Origin of the sequence: Streptomyces caeruleatus (genome assembly GCF_001514235.1) — a bacterium.
Lineage (GTDB): Bacteria > Actinomycetota > Actinomycetes > Streptomycetales > Streptomycetaceae > Streptomyces > Streptomyces caeruleatus.
Genome location: NZ_KQ948939.1, coordinates 182,301 through 203,134, shown reverse-complemented (window position 1 = coordinate 203,134; position 20,834 = coordinate 182,301). Strand labels below are relative to the sequence as shown.

Genomic DNA, 20,834 nt, shown 5'->3' with positions numbered 1-20,834 from the left:
CTTAGAAAAGGCCCACACCTTACGGTGTGGGCCTTTTCGTGTTTCAGGAGGGCTTCACCAAGCCTGTGTCGTACGCCAGAATCACCGCCTGAATTCGGTCCCGTGAGCCGGTCTTCGCGAGGATGCGGCCGACGTGGGTCTTCACGGTGGACTCGGCCAGGTGGAGGCGAGTGGCTATCTCCGTGTTGGTCCAGCCCTGGCCGATCACCTTGAGGATTTCGCGTTCGCGGTCGGTGAGGGGTGTGAGGCGGGGGTCCGGGGACGACGAGTTGGGGCCGGCGGCAGGGGATTGGGCCGGTAGATGGTGGGCGTATGTGTCGAGGAGGCGGCGGGTCAGGCTGGGGGCTACCACCGCGTCGCCTGTGGCCACCGCGCGGATGCCTGAGAGGAGCTCCTCCGGCTGGGCGTCCTTGACGAGGAAGCCGGAGGCTCCGGCTCGGAGGCCGGCGTAGGCGTACTCGTCGAGGTCGAAGGTCGTGAGGATCAGGACGCGGGTGCGGTCGCCGGAGGCGGTGATGCGGCGGGTGGCCTCGATGCCGTCGAGGCCGGGCATGCGGACGTCCATCAGGACGACGTCGGGGCTCAGTTCCGCGGTCATGCGGATGGCCTCGCTGCCGTTGGCCGCTTCGCCCAGCACGGCCATGTCGTCCTGGCTCTCCAGGAGCATCCGGAAGCCGAAGCGCTGGAGGGGCTGGTCGTCGGCTATGAGGACGGTGGTCACTGCGGGGTTTCCTCCGGGAGGTGCAGGTGGACGCGCCAGCCCTGTTCGGGGTGCGGGCGTGGGCCGGCCTCAAGTGTGCCGCCGTACAGGGCGGTTCGCTCGCGCATTCCGGGGAGGCCGCGGCCGCCGGAGGGGTGAGTGAGGTGGGCCGGGCCTGTCCTGCCGGTGTCGGTCACCGTGACGGTGACGGCGCCCTTCTCCTCGTACGAGAGCTCTATGGACGCTGTGGTGCCGGGGCCGGCGTGTTTGAGGGTGTTGGTGAGGGCTTCCTGGATGACGCGGTAGACGGTGAGTTGGCGGCCCGGGGGGAGGGTGGGGGTGCCGTGGGTGGTGGTGTGGACGGGGAGGCCTGCGGCTTGTACGCCCTCGAGGAGTTGGGCGAGGTCGCTGAGGGTGGGCTGGGGGGTCAGTTCCGGCTGGGGGGCTCGGGGGTGGTCCTCGTCGCGGAGGACGTCGAGCAGGCGGCGTAGTTCGCCGAGGGCCTGGCGGCTGGTGGTGGCGATGGCGTGCAGGGCCTGAGTGGCGCGTTCCGGGGATTTGGCGGCCGCGTACTTGCCGCCGTCGGCGAGGCCGGTGATGACGGAGAGGTTGTGGCCGATGATGTCGTGCATCTCGCGGGCGATGCGGGCGCGTTCGGCCGCGGCGGCGAGCTGGGCCTGCTGGTCGCGTTCGATCTCCAGGCGGCGAGCGCGGTCCTCCAGGGCCTCGGTGTGGTCGCGGCGGGTGCGGACGGTGATGCCGATGGCTGCCGCCACGACGATGGACATCAGTACGGGGACGATGTCCTGGTCCGGGCTGCCCTGTGGGTGGCGGGTGGCCAGCACGGAGACGGAGGCGAGGATCAGGGCTGTGGCCCACCACAGGTTGCGGTGCGGGCGGCGCAGGGCGAGGTGGAAGACGACGAGGAGTTGGAGCAGGAAGGCCTGGAGGGCGATGCCTGTCCAGGCGTTGACGAGGGCGAACGGGGCGATGGCCAGGAGTACGGCCCGGGGGTGGGTGCGGCGCAGGAGGAGGGGGACGGAGAGGCCGAGGCTCAGGGTGAGGACGAGCCAGCCCGGGTTGTCGCGGTCGCGGGCCACGTTGAGCCAGCCGCCGCCGTAGTAGTCGATGAGGGCCGCCGTCACCCAGAAGCCGGTCAGGTGCAGGTCCCAGACGAGGGGGTGGCGGTGGTCGAAGGCGCGCACGCGTCGGGTGATGCGCTGGACGTGCTGGGTGAGGGGTTCCGGCGCCCGCTCTTGCGGCGCCTGCTGTTCCCTCGTGCGTTCCTCCGTCGCTCGCTCTTGCGTCACGGGGTCCATCGTGCGGGGTTTTCGGCAGGTGGCACAGGGCCGCAGGCCGTATTTCCGGGTGAGTGATGTCGTACCCAGGTACTACGGTTGCGGCCATGAGCACTACGAGCCCCGGGGCCTATGTCATCCGGTCGATACGTGCCGACGAGTGGGCCGCGGCGAAGGAGTTGCGGCTTGCCGCGCTGCGGGATCCGATCGCGCCGCTTGCCTTTATGGAGAGCTATGAGCAGGCCGTGGTCCGGCCGGACTCGTTCTGGCAGGAGCGGGCTGCCGGCGCCTGTGAGGGGGCCGACCGGGCGCAGCAGATCATCGCTGAGGGGCCGGACGGGGTGTGGGTCGGGACGTTGACCGTGCTGGTCGAGGAGCCGGGCACGACCGACTGGACCGGGGCCGTGGTGGAGCGGAAGCAGGGGCATGTCGTCGGTGTGTTCGTACGGCCCGAGGAGCGGGGGAGCGGGCTGACCGATGTGCTGTTCGACGCCGGGCTGGAGTGGGCGTGGTCGCGGGGGGTGGAGCGGGTGCGGCTCATCGTGCACGAGCAGAACGGGCGGGCGCAGCGGTTCTACCGGAGGGCCGGGTTCGTGCCGAGTGGGGTGACCGTGTCGCTGGGTGAGGAGCCGGACGACATCGAGTTGGAGTTCGTCGTCGAACGGCCGTGACGAGCCGGCCGCTCGGGGCCGACTCGTCGGTTCAGACCGGGAGTTCGTCGTGCGGCCAGCGGGAGCGGGCCTGTTCCCGGGACCGGAGCAGGGCCAGGGTCGGCATGCCCCGGTCCGCTCCGGCGGCCAGCAGCTCCGGCAGTTGGGGAAGCGGAGCCACGGCGGCGACGTCGTCCAGGACGAGCGTCATTGGTGGGTCGAGGCGACCGGAGGATGACCGTTCGGCCATGTGCCGGCCGCGCTCGACCACGCTTGCGGCGAGGGCCGTCAGGAGTGGCATGGCGCCCGGGTTGGCTCGGGGGTCCTCGATGGATTCACCCACCACGTAAAGCGTGCCCGCTTCGTGGACGAAGGAATCCAAGGTGAGGGCATCAGTTCGGTTTGGGTTGCAGGACTCCCGGATGTTGACGGTGGAGAGCGCCGAGAGGGCTCTGGTGGTCAACTCCTGGGCCATGTCCCGGCGTTCCGGGTGGGCGGTGAGGGCGGCTTCGAGTTCGCCTGCCGCGCCCGGGGCCGCCTTCGGGTTCGTACGGAGGATGCGTACGGCGTCCTGGAGCTGGGCGCCCTGGGACCAGCGGTGGACGTGGCGGATGGTGCGGCCGTCGATGGCGGCGGCGTGGAGGTAGCTGCGGAGGAGCGTTTCGGCGGTGTCGCTGACCGCTTGGTCCAGGCGGGAGGTGGGGCGGACCGGGGTCAGGAGGGCGGTGGCTCTGGAGACCGCTGTCGGCTTGTCCTCGCAGCCTGTGGTGGGGGACCAGTGGAGGCGGGACGGGGTGTCGCAGAGGTGGGTGGGGTCGTAGAGGAGGACTGGGCCCAGTTTTGAGCGGGCGTCCTTTGTGTCCTGCCAGAGGGACGGGTTCGAGGTGACTACGAGGGTGGGGCCTGCCGCGTCTTGTACTGCTTGGGTTGCGGTTGATTGGCGGGTTTCCCTTGGGGCTACGAAGAGCCTTTCCCACCCGCTCACCCGTTCGGTGGGCCGAGAGGCTCGGGGGTCGGCCGCGGGTGCCGCCGGTTCGCTGAGATCCCTGGGTGTGGTGGCCGTCGTCTGCCGGTCGGCGTCGGAAAGGTCCGTCGGCTGCGGCTGCGGTTGCGGTACCGGCTCCATTCGGGGCGCGGGTACGACGTGCGGTGCGGTCACGTCGTGAGGTGCGGTCACGTCGTGAGGTGCCCTGGCCTCGTGCGGTATCGGCGGCGCTGTCGCCTTCGCCTCGCGCCGTCCCGCCCTGACCGCGCGCCATCGGGCCGCCGTGCCGAGCACGAACACGGCCAGGACGATCAGGATCATCAGCTGGCCGATGAACAGGCCCCAGACCAGGCCGTAGCCGGAGAGCTGTTCGCTCGGGGTCTCCGGCCAGGCGCCCGGGATGTCCTGGGGGTGGGCGATGAGGGAGCGCATGGCCAGCGGGGTGCGGGTGAAGGTGACGCCGGAGGGCCAGGAGCCGTGGGCGAGCAGGGCTGCGAGGCCTGTGGCCGTCCAGACCAGCAGGGTGATGCCGAGGAGGAAGGCGAGTATGCCGATGAGCAGGCCGTCGGGGATGCCCCCTTGGCCGTCCCGGTGGTCCCGTGGTGCTCGGCGGTCGTCCGGTCTCACGCTGCCTCCCTGCCCTGCCCCGGTCCTGCCCCGGTCCTGCGCCGGTCCTAAGCCACCGTCGTTTCGGAGTCGCCGAGGTGTTGTTCCACGAAGGCCGCCGCCCGTTCCTCCGCCTCCAGCTCGGCGGCGCGCAGGGCGTCGTCGGTCAGGTCGCGGTCGGCGGAGGACTCCGTCATCGCGCGGTCGGTGAAGACCAGGGGGCGTTCCGTCTCGGTGACCAGGTGTTTGACGACCTGGACGTTGCCGTTGACGTCCCAGACCGCGATGCCGGGGGTGAGGGACGGGATGATCTCCACGGCCCAGCGTGGCAGGCCGAGGACGCGGCCCGTCGCCCTTGCCTCGTCCGCCTTCTGGGCGTAGATCGTCCGGGTCGACGCCATCTTGAGGATCGCGGCGGCCTCCTTCGCCGCCGCGCCGTCCACGACGTCGGACAGGTGGTGGACGACGGCGACGAAGGACAGGCCGAGGCGTCGGCCGAACTTCAGCAGACGCTGGAACAACTGGGCCACGAAGGGGCTGTTGATGATGTGCCAGGCCTCCTCGACCAGGAAGATGCGCTTCTTCCGGTCGGGGCGGATCCAGGTGTGCTCCAGCCATACGCCCACGATCGCCATCAGGATCGGCATGGCGATCGAGTTGCGGTCGATGTGGGACAAATCGAACACAATGAGCGGCGCGTCGAGGTCGATGCCGACCGTGGTGGGGCCGTCGAACATGCCGCGCAGGTCACCGTCGACGAGGCGGTCCAGCACCAGCGCGACGTCCAGGCCCCAGGCGCGTACGTCGTCTATGGCGACGTTCATCGCCTCGGCCGACTCCGGCTCGGGGTGCCGTAGCTGCTCGACGATGTCGGTCAGGACGGGCTGGCGGTCGAGGATCGTCTCGTTGACGTAGGCGTGCGCGACCTTCAGGGCGAAGCCGGAGCGCTCGTCGAGGCCGTGGCCCATCGCGACCTCGATGATCGTGCGGAGCAGGGCGAGCTGGCCCGTCGTGGTGATCGCGGGGTCGAGCGGGTTGAGGCGGATGCCCATGTCGAGGGCGGCCATCGGGTCCAGGCGGATGGGGGTTATCCCCAGCTCCTGCGCGATGAGGTTCCACTCGCCGACGCCGTCCTCGCCCTGGGCGTCGAGGACGACGACCTGGCGGTCGCGGAAGCGCAGCTGGCGCAGGACGTACGTCTTCTCCAGCGCGGACTTGCCGTTGCCGGACTCGCCGAGGACCAGCCAGTGGGGGGCGGGGAGCTGCTGGCCGTACAGCTGGAAGGGGTCGTAGATGTAGCCCTTTCCGGAATACACCTCGCGGCCGATGATGACGCCCGAGTCGCCGAGGCCGGGCGCGGCGGTCGGGAGGTAGACCGCCTGCGCCTGGCCCGTCGACGTGCGCACCGGGGGCCGGGTCGTCTCGACCTTCCCGAAGAGGAAGGACGTGAAGGCCTCGGTGAGGACGGACAGCGGGTCCCGCATCAGGTCCTACCTCCGAATGCCGGTGGCGAAGGGGAGTGTGTTCACGAATGCCCGGTGGTGCTCGCGGTCGCACCACTCCAGCTTCAGATACGACTTTCCGGCCGACGCCCGGATGGTCCGCTTGTCGCGGGCCAGGGCCTCGGGGTTACGGGAGGAGACGGTGATGTAGCCGACCAGGTTGACGCCGGCGGCGCCGCTGGCGAGGTCTTCTCCTCGCTGGTCGAGGCGGTTGTGGGCGGCGATGTCGCGCGGGTCGACGGTGCGGTTCATCTTGGCGGCGCGGCTGGCCTCCGCCTCGTCGTTGGTCTTCTCGGTCAGCATGCGTTCGATGGCGACCTCGGTGGGTTCGAGGTCCATCGTGACGGCGACCGTGCGGATGACGTCCGGGGTGTGGACCAGGAGCGGCGCCAGGAAGTTGACGCCGACCGGGGTCATCGGCCACTCCTTCACCCAGGCGGTGGCGTGGCACCAGGGGGCTCGGGTGGACGACTCCCGGGTCTTGGCCTGGAGGAAGGTGGGCTCCATGGCGTCCAGTTCGGCCGGCCAGGCGTTGCGCTTGGTCATCGCCTGGATGTGGTCGATCGGGTGGTCCGGGTCGTACATGGAGTGGATGAGGGACGCCAGCCGGCCCTGGCCGAGGGGCTGGCGGACGCGGATGTCGGCCTCCTGGAGGCGCGAGCAGATGTCGGTCAGCTCGCGGGCCATGACGACCGCGAGACCGGCGTCCCGGTCGACCTTGCCGCCGTGCGGGCGGGCCGCGCGGGCCATCGCCTGGGCCTCGGCGGCCAGTTCGCGGGTGAAGTGCATACAGGCGACGAGGTAGGCGCGGTGCTGCTCGCTGCTCGTCGACACCATCGACTGGAGCTGGTCGTACGACTGCTGGAGCCATCCCAGGGACCGGTCGTCGCCTCGTTGGGCGACGTCCTTGGCGTGGGCGTCCGGGTCGGCGGGGAGGGTGCGGGCGAGCATCTGGAGGCGGGTGACGAAGCCGTCGCCGTTGGCGACATGCTTCAGCAGGGTGCCGAAGCGGTCGACGAGGGCTTCCTGGTCCTCGGAGTCGCGCAGGCCCACGCCGGGGCCCTCGATCTCGATCGCGGCCGTGACCGTGCGCCGGTCGGCGTGCAGGAGTACGGCGATCTCGTCGGGCCCGAAGGGCGCGGCCAGCCAGGTGATGCGGCCGATGCCGGGCGGCGGGCCGACCTCGATCTCGCGTCCGTCGAGGTGGGTGCCGGCCTCGACGGCGCCGGAGCGGTAGGCGGTGCCGCGGCGCAGGGTGCGCTTGTAGCTGCGGTTGATCTCGAACCACTTGTAGAAGGTCCGGTGCTTGTACGGCACGTAGACCGCGGCCAGCGCGATCAGCGGGAAGCCCATCAGCAGCACGATGCGCAGGGACAGGACGGGGACGAGGAGCCCGCACATCATGCCGAGGAACGCGCCCCCGATGATCAGCGCGATCTCGCCGGTCTCGCGGTTGCGGCCGACGATCGCGTTCGGCCGGGCGCGGCCGATCAGATATGAACGGCGGGGCGTGACCGCGTGGGACACGTGGGACTCGGTCGTCAACGCCCGTCACCTCCTGAACGATTGCTGTTACGGGTGTTGCTGGCGTGGGGGGTGTTCACCGAGCTGCCCGAGCGGGGTGCGGGTGCGGCGGAGGGGACAGATCCGCCGCCCCCGTTCGAGGAGCGCGAGCTGTGCGCGGCGACGCCGCCGGAGGCGGGGTTGGACGGGCGGGCGCCGGAGCCGGACTGGCCGCCGCCCTGGTTGTCCGCGCGGGAGCTGTGGGTCTTGATGCCCTGGGCGACGAGGGTCGCCGGGGAGCTGATGACGGCGGCGGCCTTGCCTTCGGCGCCGCGCATGATGCGGTTGTTGCGGGAGCCGGCGAGCTCGTCGCCGAAGCCGGGCACGAAGCGGTAGATCATCGCGCTGGCGAAGATGGCGAGCAGGATGATGGCCAGGCCGGAGACGACGGCCGAGAAGGCGTTCGGGCCGTCGTCGGCGGACAGGGCGCCGGCCAGGCCGAGCACTATGACGATGACCGGCTTCACGAGGATGACGGCGATCATGATGCCCGCCCAGCGGCGGACGTGGCCCCACAGGTTCTTGTCGACCAGGCCCGCGTAGACGACGGTGCCGAGGAGGGCGCCGACGTAGAGCAGGGCGGCGCGGATGACGAGCTCCAGCCAGAGGATGCCGGCGGCGAGGATGGAGACCAGGGACACCACGATCAGCATGATCGGGCCGCCGCCGATGTCCTGGCCCTTCTCCAGGGCGCCGGAGAAGGTGCCGAAGAACGTGTCCGTCTGGTCGCCCGTCGTTTTCGCGAGGACGTCCGTGACGCCGTCGGTGGCCGATACGACGGTGTAGAGGATCAGCGGGGTGAACGCCGACGCCAGCACCGTCAGCCAGAGGAAGCCGATGGCCTCCGAGACGGCGGTGCTGAGGGGGACCCCTCGGACGGCTCGCTTGGCGACGGCCAGGAGCCAGAGGAGGAGGGTCAGGATCGTCGACGCCGCGAAGACGACCGCGTACTGCTGGAGGAACTTGGGGTTCGTGAAGTCGACGTTGGCGGTCTCCTTCACGGCCTCGCTGAGCTTGTCGACGGTCCAGGCGGCGGCTTCGGCGCAGCCCTTTGCCAGGGAGGAGAGGGGGTCGAGGGTGGCGGTGGGGTCGGTGAGGGTGGATCCGCTGCCGGTGCGGCTGCTGCCGCCGTTGTCTTTTTCGCAGTAGTCCTTGGCGGGGCCGACGATGAGGTCGCAGTTGTCGCCTGAGGGGGTCGGTGACGGGGTGGGTGCGGCGACGGCACGGGTGGCCAGCAGCACGACCGCGGTCTGTACGGCGGTGAAGGCAGCGGCGACCTTGAGTACGCGGCGCGGGCTATCGGGCATACGTGAACCCTCCGTACTCCTCGACGGCCTTGGCCATCTCGTCGGCGCTGGACGCCCTGCTGTCCCCGGGGACGGGTGTGGGGCCGTCCTTCTGGGAGAAGCTCTCGACCTTCCAGTCGTTGCCTGCCCAGCGAAGCTGAAGCGTCATGGTGAACCAGTCGCTGCCGGCCGGACTGGTCGAGTTCTCCCCGGCCATGCCGAACACGCCGGTGCACCACACCTCGACGGTTGCCGCGGAGGCCGAGTTGCTCGTGACTCTGGTGCCGATGGGGACGGTGCGTGAGACGTAGGTGTTTCCCGCGGCGGCGTTGCCGTTCTCGTCCAGGCCGATGTTGCTCAGGAACTCCTTGGAGTAGGCCTTGTCGAGCTTGGCGGCGAGCTCGGCCTGCTTGTCGGCGACGAAGACCTGCTGCACGATCTCGGCCCGGCGGGCGGGCTTGAGGATGTCGGCCGACACCAGCGTCACCGCATAGTTGGCCGCCGCGCTCTGCGCCCCCTGCTCATCCCGCGCGAACCCTCCGGGGATCCCCGCCGCCTTCCCGTCCACCGGCCGCGTCCCACTGGCCGCCGTAGTCGACGATTTCGGCTGGTTCTCGTCCCCTGTCGCGGAACCGGAGTCATCGCCTCCACGGTTCGCGAAGGCGATGGCGGCGATGAGGAGGACGACCACGCCGACGACGGTGACCAGGCTTCGGGAGGACGAACGGCCGCCCCGCCGCGCGCCGCCGTACACGTCACTGCCGCTTTCGGGCAGCCGGGTGCGGGTCTGGCCCGTGCCTCCGTATCCGCCGGAGGAATCCCGCTCGTCTCCGAGACTCATTCCGCGTACGCCCCCTCGACGTCGGACGGACACACGTAGGAGTACGACGGTAGCCGTGCTGGTTCCCGCATGGGCGCGGTGTGGTGACTCGACATCAGGGAAACGCAACCTCAGCCGGTGGGCACGACGGGATGGGTGGGGGACGAGGGTGGCCGGGAGTGCCCGGAGCGGACGGGCGGGACGGAGCCGTCTAGACGGCCATGCCGTACACGATGGTGAACAGCGTGCCCAGTGAGCCGATGATGAAGACGCCCGTCAGACCGGCGATGATCAGCCCCTTGCCCTGCTCGGCGCTGAAGGTGTCGCGCAGGGCGGTCGCGCCGATGCGCTGTTTGGCCGCGCCCCAGATGGCGATGCCGAGGCAGAGCAGGATGGCGACAGCCATGACGACCTGGATCATCGTCTTCGCTTCGTTCCCCAGTGCGCCGAAGGGACCCCAGTCCGGAGCGATCCCGCCGATGATGGTGTTGATGTCGCCCTTATCGGCCGCAAAGAGCATGTAAGTCACCGCCCCTGTTGGGTAGTTCCGCAGTCCCCCTGCGGTGCGCAGAGGTCAGGCCTCATTCTCGCCGACGATGACGCTGTCGTATGTCGACTTGGCGTCATTGATGGGCGGGATTCGTACGAATACCTCGTACGGTCACTCTGTGTATCACGGCAGGTCACGCCGGGCAATGAGGCCTGAGCGGAACCTGTGGTGTGGTTGCGTCGTTGGGCCTCTTCACGCCGGGGGCCGTTTCTGACGGCTGGTCGGGTGAACCCGTCGGGTGGCTGGTCGTGTCGGTGTTCTGCGGGTGAAGGTTATCGCCGACACATGAACGGGTCGCGGCAGGGGGGCAGCGGCCCGTTGCGGTATTGGTCCGGTGACGGGCAGCCGGGTGAAGGCGGCCGGTTCGCCGGGGTGCCGCAGGAGACCGTTGCAGGGCTGCAGGGCTGCAGGGCTGCAGGGCTGCAGGGCTGCAGGGCCATCCCTCCGCCCTCTAGGGGGGTGGCCGGTCGGGTCATGCCCGCGTCTTCCGTGACCTTCTCGCCGAAACGCCGGTAACCGCGGCAGAAGCCCCTCCGTACCACTACGGCAGCTGTAGATCGCGCTGCCTGTGATCATCGCGGCAGGTCAGCGGGGTGACAGGGGTGGGTGCGGGCGTGCGATCGGCCGCCTCGACCGTGACGTGGTGTGACGCAATATCAGAGTGAGACGGCCGCTTCGGCCACGGTGGACGACGCGGGCCACGGCAGGGCATACGGACGGATCACGGGCGCAAGCCGATGCGCAGGACCTGACGGCGCCGGCCGCCCAGATTCCGCCGCGCCGCACGGAAGTGGCGTTGGCCGCCGTATCGTTCGCGCATTCGTCCCCAGGCTCCGCGGAACCTCTGAGTCGTCCTCCTGGCGAACTGCCCCGGGTGGGATGGGCGCTCGTAGACTGCTCATGATCAATGCGTGCGGCGTCCATACGGATCGATTCGCATTCCGGGGCAAGGGGGAGACGAAAATGCTTCTCGAGGACGGCCCGATACGGCGCAAGTCCGAGGACATCCGCAAGGCCAACAGCTCGGGCCGCTCCAGGAGGGAGCTGACCCACGCGGCCGCCGCCGGCAAGGCGTACAGCGGGTGGGAGTCGGGACCAGCCAGCGACGCCTGTGTACGCGCGTAGCAGAGGCGCCTGCGTGAACTCGGAGATCTCGTCGAGGACGCGGCCGAGGGACTGAACAAGGCCGTGGACCGCGAGATCAGCACGGACCACTCCATCGCCGACGAGATGCGCAGGGCTGCCAACCGGATGGAGGGCGGCGCCTGATGGCCATCACGGTCGAGGAGCCCAAGGACGCCCGTCCCCAGAAGTGGCGGGACGCTGCCGACGACGCGCTCCGGTCGTCGAAGGAGTGCCAGGACATGGCCTCATACGCACGTGACGAGGTCGCCTCGACCCTGCAGAAGTGCTGGTCAGCGACAGCGGCGAAGCCGCACGCAGGCGTTTCGTCAAACACGCAGAGGACTTCGAGGCAGCCGCGAAGGCCCTCAAGGGCTTGATGCGGACGTACGACACCCTCGCCGATGTGATCGAGGGTGCCAAGCGGGACCTTGAGAGTTCGCTCGACTACACCAACCGGTACGGCATCCACGTCGACCCGAGCGGCCGGGTCACCTGGAAGGACGGCCGTGACGAGGGTGAGGGCGGGTCACTGCAGCATGCAGCGGACGTGGTCGGCGACGCCCTCCGCAAAGCAGAAGAGGCGGACGCCGAGGCCGCGACGGAACTGCGCACCATCCGGGCTCTGACCGAGATCGAGGACCCCAAGCGGGTGTCCCGGGCCCTCGACGAGAACAGCCCGCTTGCCATCGCGCTGCGCCTGCAGTACCTCGACGGGGTGCACCACATCAATGTCTCGTGCTCCCCAGCTCGACGCGGTGAAGCGGGCGTCGGCGGAGACGGGCATGAGCAAGAAGCTGCTGCTCGCCATTCTGTGGCAGGAGCAGCAGTGGTGGCAGAACCACGACCGGGATCTGAAGGGGCCGCTGCCTTGGGGCGGGGGGCTCTTCGACTGGACGCTTCGGGAGACGGTGAAGCCGGACAAGTCGTTGGGGATCACGCATATGAAGTTGGAGACGGTGCGGGACACCCTCGACAGTCACAACATGATGTTCAAGACGGCCGACGGTGGATTCGTCTCCGAGCTGAGCGACAGCCAGCTCACGAAGTACATTGAACAGAATCCGAACGAAGCCATCCGCTTGAGCGCGTACCACCTCAAGGATCTCCGTGACAAGGACGAGTACGGAGCCGGTACGGACAAGCAGCTGTTCACGTGTACGCCGCCGACACACAGGGCGTACGGGAGAAGAACGAGACCTATGGGGACGACTCCACGCACCGTGGCGGCGACATCAAGGCCCGGGGTGAGAACTGGGACCGTATCGAACCGCATATCGACGACGCGCTTGCGTGGGACTCGCTGAGCGACACGGAACGCGCCCAGGCCATTGATCAGATCGAGAGCCAGACCCCGGTGGGGTACCACGTGGGTCTTGACCCGATCCACGATACGGACGGCTCAGGTGGCGGCACCGGTACGGGCCGGCCGGAACCCGGCACGCCGTCACCGAGCCCTAATCCGCCACCGACTCCGCCCAGGGACTAGGTCGTGTCCGATGTGTCGCGTGACGCTCTCGCTGGGCACTCGTTCCGTGGGACATGGGGCGGGGAGATCTTTCGGATGAAGAGTGGGCTCGACTGGAGCCGCACATGCCGACGAATCACGGGCGGGGTGGACGCTGGCAATCCCACCGCCGTGTGATCAACGGGATTCTGTTCGGTAGCTGGAAGACGGTTCACGATCGTCATCGCAGGTGGTCGGCGGACGGCACGTGGGAGAGGATCCTGCGGGCCGTCCAGGCCGACGCCGATGCCGAGGGCCGGATCGACTGGAGCATGGTCAGCGTTGATTCCACGACCTGCCGCGCTCATCAGCACGCGGCTGGTGCCTCCACCCGTGCCCCGAAAATCCCGGGCCGGCGCAGGAGCCCGGCGCGTCACCGTCCCGATGAGGCCCTGGGACGCTCGCGAGGCGGGCTCACGAGCAAGATCCACCTTGCTGGGGAAGGTGGGTTCCGCCCGCTCGGGTTTGTCATCACGCCCGGCCAGTGGGGGGACGCACCGCAGATGATTCCCGTCCTGGAAGAGATCTGTGTGCCCCGGCAGGCTGGTGGACGACCGCGCACCCGGCCCGACCATGTCGGGGGCGATAAGGCGTACTCATCACGCCCTATTCGGCGTCACCTGCGCAGACGCCAGATCAAGCACACCATCCCCGAGCCGAGAGACCAGCGGGCCAACCGTCGGCGCCGCGGCAGCCAAGGAGGCCGGCCCACAGGCTTCGACAAGACGATCTACCACCGTCGCAACGAAGTCGAGCGGACCATCAACCGGCTCAAGAACTTCCGAGCCGTCGCCACGCGCTTCGACAAACGGGCGTACGTCTTCCACGGGACGGTCACCGTGGCCGCGATCCGCCTATGGCTCCGTCCGCAGTGAGACGCCTCGTTCAGAGCTTGTCGGCACCTGGGTAGTGGTGGCGCAGTTCGCTGAGTAGGCGCGCGTCGACAGCCCTGGCGTCCCAAGATGAGCTGTCGAACTCGGTCTACCAGGGTGAGCGGGTGTCGCGGCGTGCTTCTGGGGTCTGCTCGGGCAGAGCCGTGTTTTGGTCGGTGCGCAGCAGCATGCCCGGGTCGGGTTCGAAGTCCTCATTGGGCGGTGCCGGCTGGTGGAAACGCTCGGTGCGCGGAATGGTGACTTCCACCAGACGGCCCTCCTGGAACATCCATAGCCCGAAGCAGTCGTCGTCCTGGTCGCGAAGCAGAACTTGCACCGTATGCGGATGCGGCCACGGCAGCGACTCCAGGTGTCTGAGCAGGCCCTTGCGGGCACGCATTTTCTCGAGCTCCAGGGCCCACCCGAACTCGTAGCCCCAGTGCCCCGCTATCGGGACGAAGCGACCTCGCCATGTGCGTTCCGGGTCGTCCTGGGTCAGCGGTTCCATCACCTCGTTCGACCAGCGGGCGAGCACGATGACCTCGGCGTCTCTACTCATGCCGGAGTATCACCGCATCCGCCTGATCCACCGCAACCAAATTCCTCGACCGACCGACGCAGGCAAGGGTGGGCGGATTGGCGACGAACTCTCAGTGCCAGCGAGCCCGACGACGGCGCCTTCGGAGAAGCTCATCTGCGCCTAAGCCACTGCCCTGATCAGCTCACGCGACCCATCGGACAGCCCCTAGTCCGTTGAAGCGCACGATGCGATCTGTCGCCCTGATGAGCCTTTGCGCTGTCTTCCTGGCCGGATGCACGGATACGGACGAGAGGGCCGGGGAAGCGCCACCCGAACCCATCCCGGTCAGTGTCCCGAAGAAGCCTGCCTACGAGGCAACCGACGACCTGGTCCGCGCCTTGGAGGAGGCGGGAATCAAGTGCCCAGTTCTGGGGAGGGGGCCTGACGGGACGGCGACAAGATGCGCTGCCCGGATGGCGACAGATGAGCCCGTGGAACTCGAACTCAATCTGGACACCCGTAGCCATCTGGGTACTGCCCTCGCCTTGCGCCGTAACCCGCCCTACCAGCACACCCTGATAGCCGCCGGTAACTGGTACATCCGCGTCATGGACCCCGACTTCGCCCCGCGCGTGGCCAAGGCCCTGCACGCCGTCGTCCTCAAGCCCCTTGGCGAGACCAGTTCTCCCGGCCAGCCTCCGTACGAGGACCAGCTTCCCGAGATCCCGGACAAACCCGCCTACAAGAACCTCGACGCGTTGGCCGACAAGGTGGACGCGGCTGTGGGGTGCACGGGCCGGGACGATGACGACAACGACCCGGCACTGAACTGGCGGTTTCTGAACTGCACCACGGGCAGGGGAGGACAGCAGCGCCAGGAGTACTGCGCGGACCTCGCCGTCTACGACGATGCACGGTCGCGCGATGAGGGGCTCTGGTCGCAGATCACCGGTGGGCAGACCCCCAAGGGCCTGGTTGCCGGCTCCAACTGGTCGGTAGCCCTGTGCGACGAGGCTCTGGTGGACGACGTGGTGAAGCGGGTGGGCGGAGTTGAAGTTCGGTGACCCACCACCAAGGGCGGATGGGTCCCTTCCTGGTTCAGTTATCCATGCCTTCCACGAAGTGGTCGAACTCGCCGGCCTGTACGCCGAGTACGAAGGCGTCCCACTTGCGGCGGTTGGTGGTGACTACGTTGTCCGGGGCGCTGGTCTCGCGGAGGTAGACGGGGGCGTCGCCGTCGCCGTCGCCGTCGCCGTCGTCGCCCTCGCCGAAGGCGATCTCGATCCAGGGGCCCGGGCCGGTGGCGTCGGGTGGGGCGGCGCGCTCCCAGGTGAGGTTCGGGGGGAGGTCAGGCATGGTGCGGGTCCTGCTTGAGGGCGGTGAGGAGGGCTTCGAAGGTGGCCGGGGTGGCCGTGAGTATCGCGCCGGTGGGGTCGCTGCTTTCGGTGAGGTGGATCGTTTCGGTGGTGGTGGCGACGTGGACGCAGGAATCGCCCTCGCCGCAGAACGACGACTTCTGCCAGGTGCGCTCGTGCATCTCGGTTCCCTTCACAGGTCCTGGGCGATGGACTGGATGAGGTCTCGTGACTTCTCGGGTGGGAGGGCTTTTGCTTCCATGCGGTCGAGAAGTACGCGGTACTTGGCGAGTTGGGCCTCGGCATCGAGGAAGACAGGACCGTGGGACTGGTCGAGGTGGACGGTGTCGAGCTGAGGCACCGGGCCGGTGGAGTAGAAGATCGACTGCCCTGAACCGGGGAAACCTCCTACGGCGAACGGGAGCACCTTGATGGTGATGTGGGCCCGCTCGCTCATGCTCAACAGGTGCTGCAGCTGCGCCCGCGCGACCGTTGGGCCGCCGAACTGCATCCGCAGTGCGGCCTCGTGGATCACGGCGAGGTACGGGGGTGGCGGATCCCGGAAGATCACGGCCTGGCGCTTGATGCGGAACGAGACGCGGTGCTCGATGTCCGGCGGTGAGAGGTTCGGCACGACTTGGTGGAACAGCTCGCGTGCGTGGTCCCTGGTCTGGAGAAGGCCCGGGATGTGGGCGGTGATGGCCGCGCGCAGGTGCCTGGCGTGGTGCTCTACCTCGGCGAGGTCCAGGAGGCATGCGGGCAGAATCTCCCGGTACTCCTCCCACCAGCAGCGCAGCCGCTCCGACGCCATATCGCTGAGTGCGTTGACAAGGGCCTCGTCGCCGCAGTCGTAATGGCAGGCCAGGGTGCGCACGCGTTCGGGACTCACACCTGCTCGTCCTGCCTCGACATTGCTGATCTGGTTCTGCTGTACGCCGAGTAGGCGGCTTGCCTGGGTGGAGGTCAGCCCGGCCTGCTCGCGGAGCTTGCGCAGTTCCACACCCAAGCGCAATTGACGACCCGTCGGGTTGGTTCGCACGGGTGTCCCGCCTCCTTGTCACTCACACGGATGGAATATCAATACTTTCACGGAAACCGTGTAAGACCTTTTATGTGCGCCGCTACCTTATCCCTCAGGCGCCTACCGCCCAGAAGCGCCCCGCTCGACGGAGCGGCGAGGCCACTGGGCAACAACCATCCGCAGTTCACCAACTCCCCTCAGTGATCGGAGACTTCCATGCCCACCGTATCCCCGCCCTGGGCCTACACCCTCCAGCTCCCGCACGATCCACGCTCCCCGGGGATCGCCCGCGCCACCCTCCGTACCGTCCTCGCCGCCCGAGGCCTCGATGAACTGGCTCCCACCGCCGAGCTGTTGGCCGCCGAATTCCTCGCCAACGCCCACTGTCACACCACCGGCCCCTACGCCCTGCGCCTGCGCTCGGCCGAACAGGGCCGGCTGCGGGTCGCGGTGTGGGACGCGGACCCGCGGGTCCCTCCTGGGTTCGGGTGCGGCGGGGCTGCGGACGCCGCTCTCGTCGCCGTACCGCCGCATGACGCCGAAGGCGGACGCGGTCTGCATCTCGTGCGGGCATGCGCGGACGACTACGGCGTCTCCCTGCTCCGGGGCCTGGGTGCCTCGAAGGGCGGGAAGCTGCTGTGGGCCGAGTGCCGGTGAACGGGCCGGCATCCCCCGGAGGGAGCCCGCCTTCGGGGATCCCTTCGCGAACCCGACGCCTGAGCGAGATGTGTGTCACTCCGGCCGTCGGAATCCGGCCGCAGCCGTGACTGCAGGGCCCTCCGCTCGTCACATCTTCCGACTGTCCTCCCCAGCGAAAGAACCGCATGGTCAACTCACCCCACGAGGCGATGCACCGCATCTTCCAGGAGTACCCGGGACTGTTCACCGGCGTCTCCCGGGCCCTTGGCCTCAGCTTCTCCTTACCCACCTCGGTCACGGTCCTGCCGACCGACCTCACCGAGGCCCGGCCGATCGAACGGCGCGTCGACACGCTGCTGCGGTTCGACTGTGGCGCCGAGGGCCCGCTTCTCCTCCTTGTCGAGTCCCAGGGGGCGAAAGACCCGGACAAGCCGGCCAGCTGGGCCTACTACCTCACCTACCTGTACGCCAAATACAAGATCCCGCCGCTTCTGCTGGTCGTCTGCCAGGACCGGGCAACGGCCGAGTGGGCCGCCCGGCCCGTGCCCATCGGGCCCGTTCAGTGGCCCTCGCTCACCCTCCGGCCACTCGTGGCGGGCCCGCACAACATGCCCGTGATCACCGATCCGGACGAGGCCCGGTCCGACCTGGCGCTGGCCACGCTGTCCGCCATCACTCACGCGAAGGAACCGGTCGTCGATGGGATACTGAAGGCGCTGTCCGCTGCTCTGCGGGGCGTGCCCGAAGCCGTCGTCGACCCCATCATCGAATTCACCGCACAAGGCATCGGCGGGAACCGTCGGGCCGCAGAACTCTGGAGGAACCTGGTGGCTGTGGACCTCTCCTTCTACAAGTCCTGGCTGTCCGAAGAAATCCGGGACGAAGGCCGTGAACAGGGCCGTGAACAGGGCCGCGCCCAGAGCCGCGCCGAGGACATCCTGCTGCTCTTGGACCGCCGTGGCATCGGCGTCTCGGACGCCAACCGCGAGCGCATCACGTCCTGTGCTGATCTGGACACCCTGGGGCGATGGTTCGAGCGAGCCATCACCGCGTCGTCCACCGAAGAGATCTTCGCGGACGAGTAGCCCCCGGTCCGCCAAGGCCTGGCGCCAAGCCGGGTGCGGTCGGTTCCCTGACCGCACCCGAAAACGTCAGCGCGGCTTCAGGCCGTGCAGCAGGTGGTGCACCAGGTCCTCCACGCCCGCCAGCGCGGCCTCCGGCGTCAGCCAGCCGGCGGAGATGAAGGTGGCGACGCCGTGCAGGGCGGCGCCGGTGACGAGGTTCAGCTCCTCCGGGTCGCCGTCGATGATCTCGCCCCTCTGCTGGGCGTCCGCCAGGACCCGTACGAGGCTTCCCACCGTCGCCTCGACCGCCGCGGCCATCTGCTCGGAGGCGTCCGGCTCGTGCTTGCGGGCGTACATCAGCTCCAGCAGCGCGGCGTTGTCGATGGCGAAACCGAGGTAGGCCCGGGAGAGGGCGGCGAGGCGCGGCTCCAAGGGGAGCGCGGGGTCCTCGGCGGCGCCCAGAGTCTGGGCGAGCCGCTCGTACCCGGCCATGGCCAGGGCGTTGAGCAGGGCCTGCTTGTCCTTGAAGTGCCGGCCGGGGGCGGCGTGGCTGACGCCGACCTCGCGGGCCAGTTCGCGCAGCGAGAGGGCGGCGGCGCCCTTGTCCCGCAGGGTGCGTTCCGCTGCGGCGAGCAGGGCGGCGCGCAGATCTCCGTGGTGGTAGGGGCGGGTCTCGGGCATGGGCACATCGTAGCTTGATGTTGGCGGTGCCATCTTTGTTGGCGCCGCCACCATTGTTGTCATTGACAGCATTGTTGGCGGCGCCTACATTCGGGGTATGGCCGGCTGCGAAGGCTGGAAGGCAGAGGTGGCCGGGGGCCCCGTAGGGCCGCACGGCTGATGAGGAGATGACCGAGATGGCCAAACAGACATGGGACGCCGCGAGCCTCCCCGACCTCGCCGGCCGCACCGCCGTCGTCACCGGCGCCAACAGCGGGATCGGCCTCCGGGCGGCTGACGCGCTGGCCCGCGCGGGTGCGCACGTCGTGTTCGCCGTACGGGATTTGGAGCGGGGGCGGGCCGCGGCCGCGACGGTGAACGGCAGCACGGAGGTGCGGCGTCTGGATCTGGCGGATCTGTCGTCCGTGCGGGAGTTCGCGGACGGGTGGCAGGGGCGGCCGCTGGATCTGCTGATCAACAACGCCGGCGTGATGATGGTGCCGGAGCAGCGGACGGCGGACGGCTTCGAGATGCAGTTCGGCACGAACCATCTGGGCCACTTCGCGCTGACGAACCTGCTCCTGCCGCACGTCACCGACCGGGTCGTGACCCTGTCGTCCGGTGCGCACCGGTGGTTCAACGCGCGGATCCGTTTCGAGGACCTGAACTGGACGTCCGGCTACGACCCGAACCGCGCGTACGCCCAGTCGAAGCTGGCGAACCTCCTGTTCACGCTGGAACTCCAGCGCCGTCTGACGGCGTCCGGCTCCCCGGTCCGCGCCCTGGCCGCGCACCCCGGCTACGCCGCCACCAACCTGCAGAGCCATGCGGGGAGTGCGGTGATGCGCGGGTTCATGAAGATCGGCAACCGGTTCTTCGCCCAGGACGACCGGGCGGGCGCGCTGCCGACGCTGTACGCCGCGACACAGGACCTGCCCGGCGCGAGCTACGTCGGACCCAACGGGCTGGGCGAGATGCGGGGTGCGCCGACGCTGGTGGGGCGGTCCGTGGCGGCGAGCGATGCGGGGGTGGCGCGGCGGTTGTGGACGGTTTCGGAGGAACTGACGGGGGTTGGCTGGCTGTTGGGGAAGGGCGGGAGCGAGGGCGGGAGCGAGGGCGGGAGCGGGGCCACCGAGGGCGCGGTCGCCGAGGGCGGGGTCGGGAGTCACGTGGGCCGGGTGGCGGCTGAGCGTTAGGGCGAGCCTGGCCGGCTCGGTACTCCGGCCAGGTCGGGGATCGGGCCGTGTGGGACTCCGGGCGAGTCGGGGATTGGGCCGTGTGGGACTCCGGGCGGGTCGGGGATCGGCCATGTCGGACTCCGGCCGGTCGGGGATCGGGTCGGGTCGGTGCTCGTCCGGGCTGGCCTCGGGGCTCGGGCAGGTCAGGACCCGGGCCGGGTCAGGACTCGGGCTGGGTCACCGTGAGGGCCCAGCGGATGTTGTCCGCCGAAGCGTCGACGCCGATCACGAAGGACCCGGGGCGGACCACGCCGGGGTCCATGGTCACGGAGCCCACCCCGGCCTCGTCGGCCGGACAGTCGACCGAGAACGCGGCGATCTGCGACTCCTGCGACATCGTCACCCGTACGTCGCCGCCGCCCTCGCACGCCACTGTGAGCACGGTCGGCAGTCGGTCCCATGCGCCGCCGGACGCGACGCCTCCGTCTCCGGTGTGCTCCGCCACCCACACGAGGCCCTCCGGGCCGGGATGGGGCAGCAGGACGTCGGTCGAGGCGGTGGCGGGCGCCGCCCCCAGGCCGGTCAGTCCGCAGGCCGCCAGTGCCGTCATGGCGAGTGCGCGGCTGGTTCGTCTCATGTTCGTTCCCCCTGAAGTCGCGGTGCTTGCAGGTCAGTTGAGGCAGCTGACTCAGCTGAGTGGTCGGGGCACAGTTTGCCGTCGCGGACTGGGCTGTGCCTGAGTACGCGTACTCAGGTGGGCCGTCGTGACGGCGACTTGGGCGCCGGGACTGCTCGCCGGCTCTCCGGTGGAGGTGCGGGGGCGGGTGATTGTCAGTGGGGTGGCCTATGGTGAAAAACGCGTCGGGACAGCCTGAGTTGTTTTTGGTTGACGGCGTGCGATCGACGATGAAACGGTGAAACGGCGTCATCAACGAG

General features: G+C 69.1%; 23 protein-coding genes. 8 read left to right on the top strand and 15 right to left on the bottom strand.

Annotation, left to right across the window (positions count from 1 at the left end):
- Window positions 1-43 precede the first annotated feature (43 nt).
- Window positions 44-721: a response regulator gene (locus AQJ67_RS37065; protein ID WP_062723872.1), complete on the bottom strand. Its 678-nt coding sequence runs from the start codon at window positions 719-721 to the stop codon at window positions 44-46.
- Window positions 718-2,019: a sensor histidine kinase gene (locus AQJ67_RS37060; protein ID WP_062723871.1), complete on the bottom strand. Its 1,302-nt coding sequence runs from the start codon at window positions 2,017-2,019 to the stop codon at window positions 718-720. The genes AQJ67_RS37065 and AQJ67_RS37060 overlap by 4 nt, the downstream gene beginning before the upstream one ends.
- Window positions 2,020-2,105: 86 nt before the next feature.
- Here AQJ67_RS37060 and AQJ67_RS37055 point away from each other — a divergent pair, with 86 nt between their 5' ends.
- Window positions 2,106-2,669, top strand: coding sequence for a GNAT family N-acetyltransferase (locus AQJ67_RS37055; RefSeq protein ID WP_062723870.1), 564 nt, complete (start codon window positions 2,106-2,108; stop codon window positions 2,667-2,669).
- A 31-nt stretch (window positions 2,670-2,700) separates the two neighbouring features.
- Here the strand turns inward: AQJ67_RS37055 and AQJ67_RS37050 are convergent, their stop codons facing one another.
- The 6 genes from AQJ67_RS37050 to AQJ67_RS37025 form a co-directional block, all read right to left on the bottom strand.
- Window positions 2,701-4,260, bottom strand: a complete 1,560-nt coding sequence (locus AQJ67_RS37050) for a type IV secretory system conjugative DNA transfer family protein (RefSeq protein ID WP_062723869.1) — start codon at window positions 4,258-4,260, stop codon at window positions 2,701-2,703.
- 47 nt (window positions 4,261-4,307) lie between these two features.
- Window positions 4,308-5,723: an ATP-binding protein gene (locus AQJ67_RS37045; RefSeq protein WP_062723868.1), complete on the bottom strand. Its 1,416-nt coding sequence runs from the start codon at window positions 5,721-5,723 to the stop codon at window positions 4,308-4,310.
- Window positions 5,724-5,729: 6 nt separating this feature from the next.
- Window positions 5,730-7,286 (bottom strand): SCO6880 family protein, encoded by a 1,557-nt coding sequence (locus AQJ67_RS37040; RefSeq protein WP_062723867.1) that lies wholly within the window; start codon window positions 7,284-7,286, stop codon window positions 5,730-5,732.
- Complete coding sequence (locus AQJ67_RS37035; protein ID WP_062723866.1) at window positions 7,283-8,611, bottom strand: hypothetical protein; 1,329 nt, start codon at window positions 8,609-8,611, stop codon at window positions 7,283-7,285. The genes AQJ67_RS37040 and AQJ67_RS37035 overlap by 4 nt, the downstream gene beginning before the upstream one ends.
- Complete coding sequence (locus AQJ67_RS37030) at window positions 8,601-9,431, bottom strand: DUF8175 domain-containg protein (RefSeq protein ID WP_062723865.1); 831 nt, start codon at window positions 9,429-9,431, stop codon at window positions 8,601-8,603. The genes AQJ67_RS37035 and AQJ67_RS37030 overlap by 11 nt, the downstream gene beginning before the upstream one ends.
- A gap of 190 nt (window positions 9,432-9,621) precedes the next feature.
- Entirely contained in the window at window positions 9,622-9,930 is a 309-nt protein-coding gene (locus tag AQJ67_RS37025) for a hypothetical protein (RefSeq protein WP_062723864.1), read from the bottom strand.
- A 993-nt stretch (window positions 9,931-10,923) separates the two neighbouring features.
- On the opposite strand from AQJ67_RS37025, the gene AQJ67_RS47970 reads away from it, so the two are divergent.
- Window positions 10,924-11,085 carry a hypothetical protein gene (locus tag AQJ67_RS47970; RefSeq protein WP_159058905.1) on the top strand — a complete coding sequence of 54 codons (162 nt, stop codon included), beginning with the start codon at window positions 10,924-10,926 and terminating at the stop codon, window positions 11,083-11,085.
- A 526-nt stretch (window positions 11,086-11,611) separates the two neighbouring features.
- On the opposite strand, the gene AQJ67_RS49825 is transcribed toward AQJ67_RS47970, so the two are convergent.
- Complete coding sequence (locus tag AQJ67_RS49825) at window positions 11,612-11,869, bottom strand: hypothetical protein (RefSeq protein WP_244190719.1); 258 nt, start codon at window positions 11,867-11,869, stop codon at window positions 11,612-11,614.
- On the opposite strand from AQJ67_RS49825, the gene AQJ67_RS49820 reads away from it, so the two are divergent.
- Both AQJ67_RS49820 and AQJ67_RS37015 read left to right on the top strand, forming a co-directional pair.
- Window positions 11,868-12,389, top strand: a complete 522-nt coding sequence (locus AQJ67_RS49820; protein WP_244190718.1) for a hypothetical protein — start codon at window positions 11,868-11,870, stop codon at window positions 12,387-12,389. The genes AQJ67_RS49825 and AQJ67_RS49820 overlap by 2 nt on opposite strands.
- Before the next feature lie 235 nt (window positions 12,390-12,624).
- Window positions 12,625-13,464, top strand: coding sequence for an IS5 family transposase (locus AQJ67_RS37015; protein ID WP_062723863.1), 840 nt, complete (start codon window positions 12,625-12,627; stop codon window positions 13,462-13,464).
- Window positions 13,465-13,570: 106 nt separating this feature from the next.
- On the opposite strand, the gene AQJ67_RS37010 is transcribed toward AQJ67_RS37015, so the two are convergent.
- Window positions 13,571-14,020, bottom strand: a complete 450-nt coding sequence (locus AQJ67_RS37010; RefSeq protein WP_062723862.1) for a hypothetical protein — start codon at window positions 14,018-14,020, stop codon at window positions 13,571-13,573.
- A 434-nt stretch (window positions 14,021-14,454) separates the two neighbouring features.
- Between AQJ67_RS37010 and AQJ67_RS37005 the strand changes: the two genes are divergently transcribed.
- The gene (locus tag AQJ67_RS37005; RefSeq protein ID WP_159058904.1) at window positions 14,455-15,045 is read left to right on the top strand and encodes a hypothetical protein; all 591 of its coding nucleotides are present in this window, start codon (window positions 14,455-14,457) and stop codon (window positions 15,043-15,045) included.
- A 34-nt stretch (window positions 15,046-15,079) separates the two neighbouring features.
- Here AQJ67_RS37005 and AQJ67_RS37000 read toward each other — a convergent pair whose 3' ends face one another.
- The 3 genes from AQJ67_RS37000 to AQJ67_RS36990 are packed head-to-tail and all read right to left on the bottom strand — an operon-like array spanning window position 15,080 to window position 16,375.
- Complete coding sequence (locus AQJ67_RS37000; RefSeq protein ID WP_062723860.1) at window positions 15,080-15,337, bottom strand: hypothetical protein; 258 nt, start codon at window positions 15,335-15,337, stop codon at window positions 15,080-15,082.
- Complete coding sequence (locus AQJ67_RS36995; RefSeq protein ID WP_062723893.1) at window positions 15,330-15,518, bottom strand: DUF397 domain-containing protein; 189 nt, start codon at window positions 15,516-15,518, stop codon at window positions 15,330-15,332. Before AQJ67_RS36995 ends, AQJ67_RS37000 begins: the two co-directional genes overlap by 8 nt.
- 11 nt (window positions 15,519-15,529) lie before the next feature.
- A complete protein-coding gene (locus tag AQJ67_RS36990; RefSeq protein ID WP_062723859.1) occupies window positions 15,530-16,375 on the bottom strand; it encodes a helix-turn-helix domain-containing protein in 846 nt (281 codons plus the stop codon).
- A gap of 198 nt (window positions 16,376-16,573) precedes the next feature.
- Between AQJ67_RS36990 and AQJ67_RS36985 the strand changes: the two genes are divergently transcribed.
- A complete protein-coding gene (locus tag AQJ67_RS36985) occupies window positions 16,574-17,014 on the top strand; it encodes an ATP-binding protein (protein WP_062723858.1) in 441 nt (146 codons plus the stop codon).
- A 167-nt stretch (window positions 17,015-17,181) separates the two neighbouring features.
- Window positions 17,182-18,081, top strand: coding sequence for an RpnC/YadD family protein (locus AQJ67_RS36980; RefSeq protein ID WP_062723857.1), 900 nt, complete (start codon window positions 17,182-17,184; stop codon window positions 18,079-18,081).
- A 66-nt stretch (window positions 18,082-18,147) separates the two neighbouring features.
- Here AQJ67_RS36980 and AQJ67_RS36975 read toward each other — a convergent pair whose 3' ends face one another.
- The gene (locus AQJ67_RS36975) at window positions 18,148-18,741 is read right to left on the bottom strand and encodes a TetR/AcrR family transcriptional regulator (protein ID WP_062723856.1); all 594 of its coding nucleotides are present in this window, start codon (window positions 18,739-18,741) and stop codon (window positions 18,148-18,150) included.
- Window positions 18,742-18,908: 167 nt separating this feature from the next.
- Here AQJ67_RS36975 and AQJ67_RS36970 point away from each other — a divergent pair, with 167 nt between their 5' ends.
- The gene (locus tag AQJ67_RS36970; protein WP_079056406.1) at window positions 18,909-19,916 is read left to right on the top strand and encodes an oxidoreductase; all 1,008 of its coding nucleotides are present in this window, start codon (window positions 18,909-18,911) and stop codon (window positions 19,914-19,916) included.
- 202 nt (window positions 19,917-20,118) lie between these two features.
- On the opposite strand, the gene AQJ67_RS36965 is transcribed toward AQJ67_RS36970, so the two are convergent.
- Complete coding sequence (locus AQJ67_RS36965) at window positions 20,119-20,535, bottom strand: hypothetical protein (RefSeq protein ID WP_244190716.1); 417 nt, start codon at window positions 20,533-20,535, stop codon at window positions 20,119-20,121.
- Window positions 20,536-20,834 lie beyond the last annotated feature (299 nt).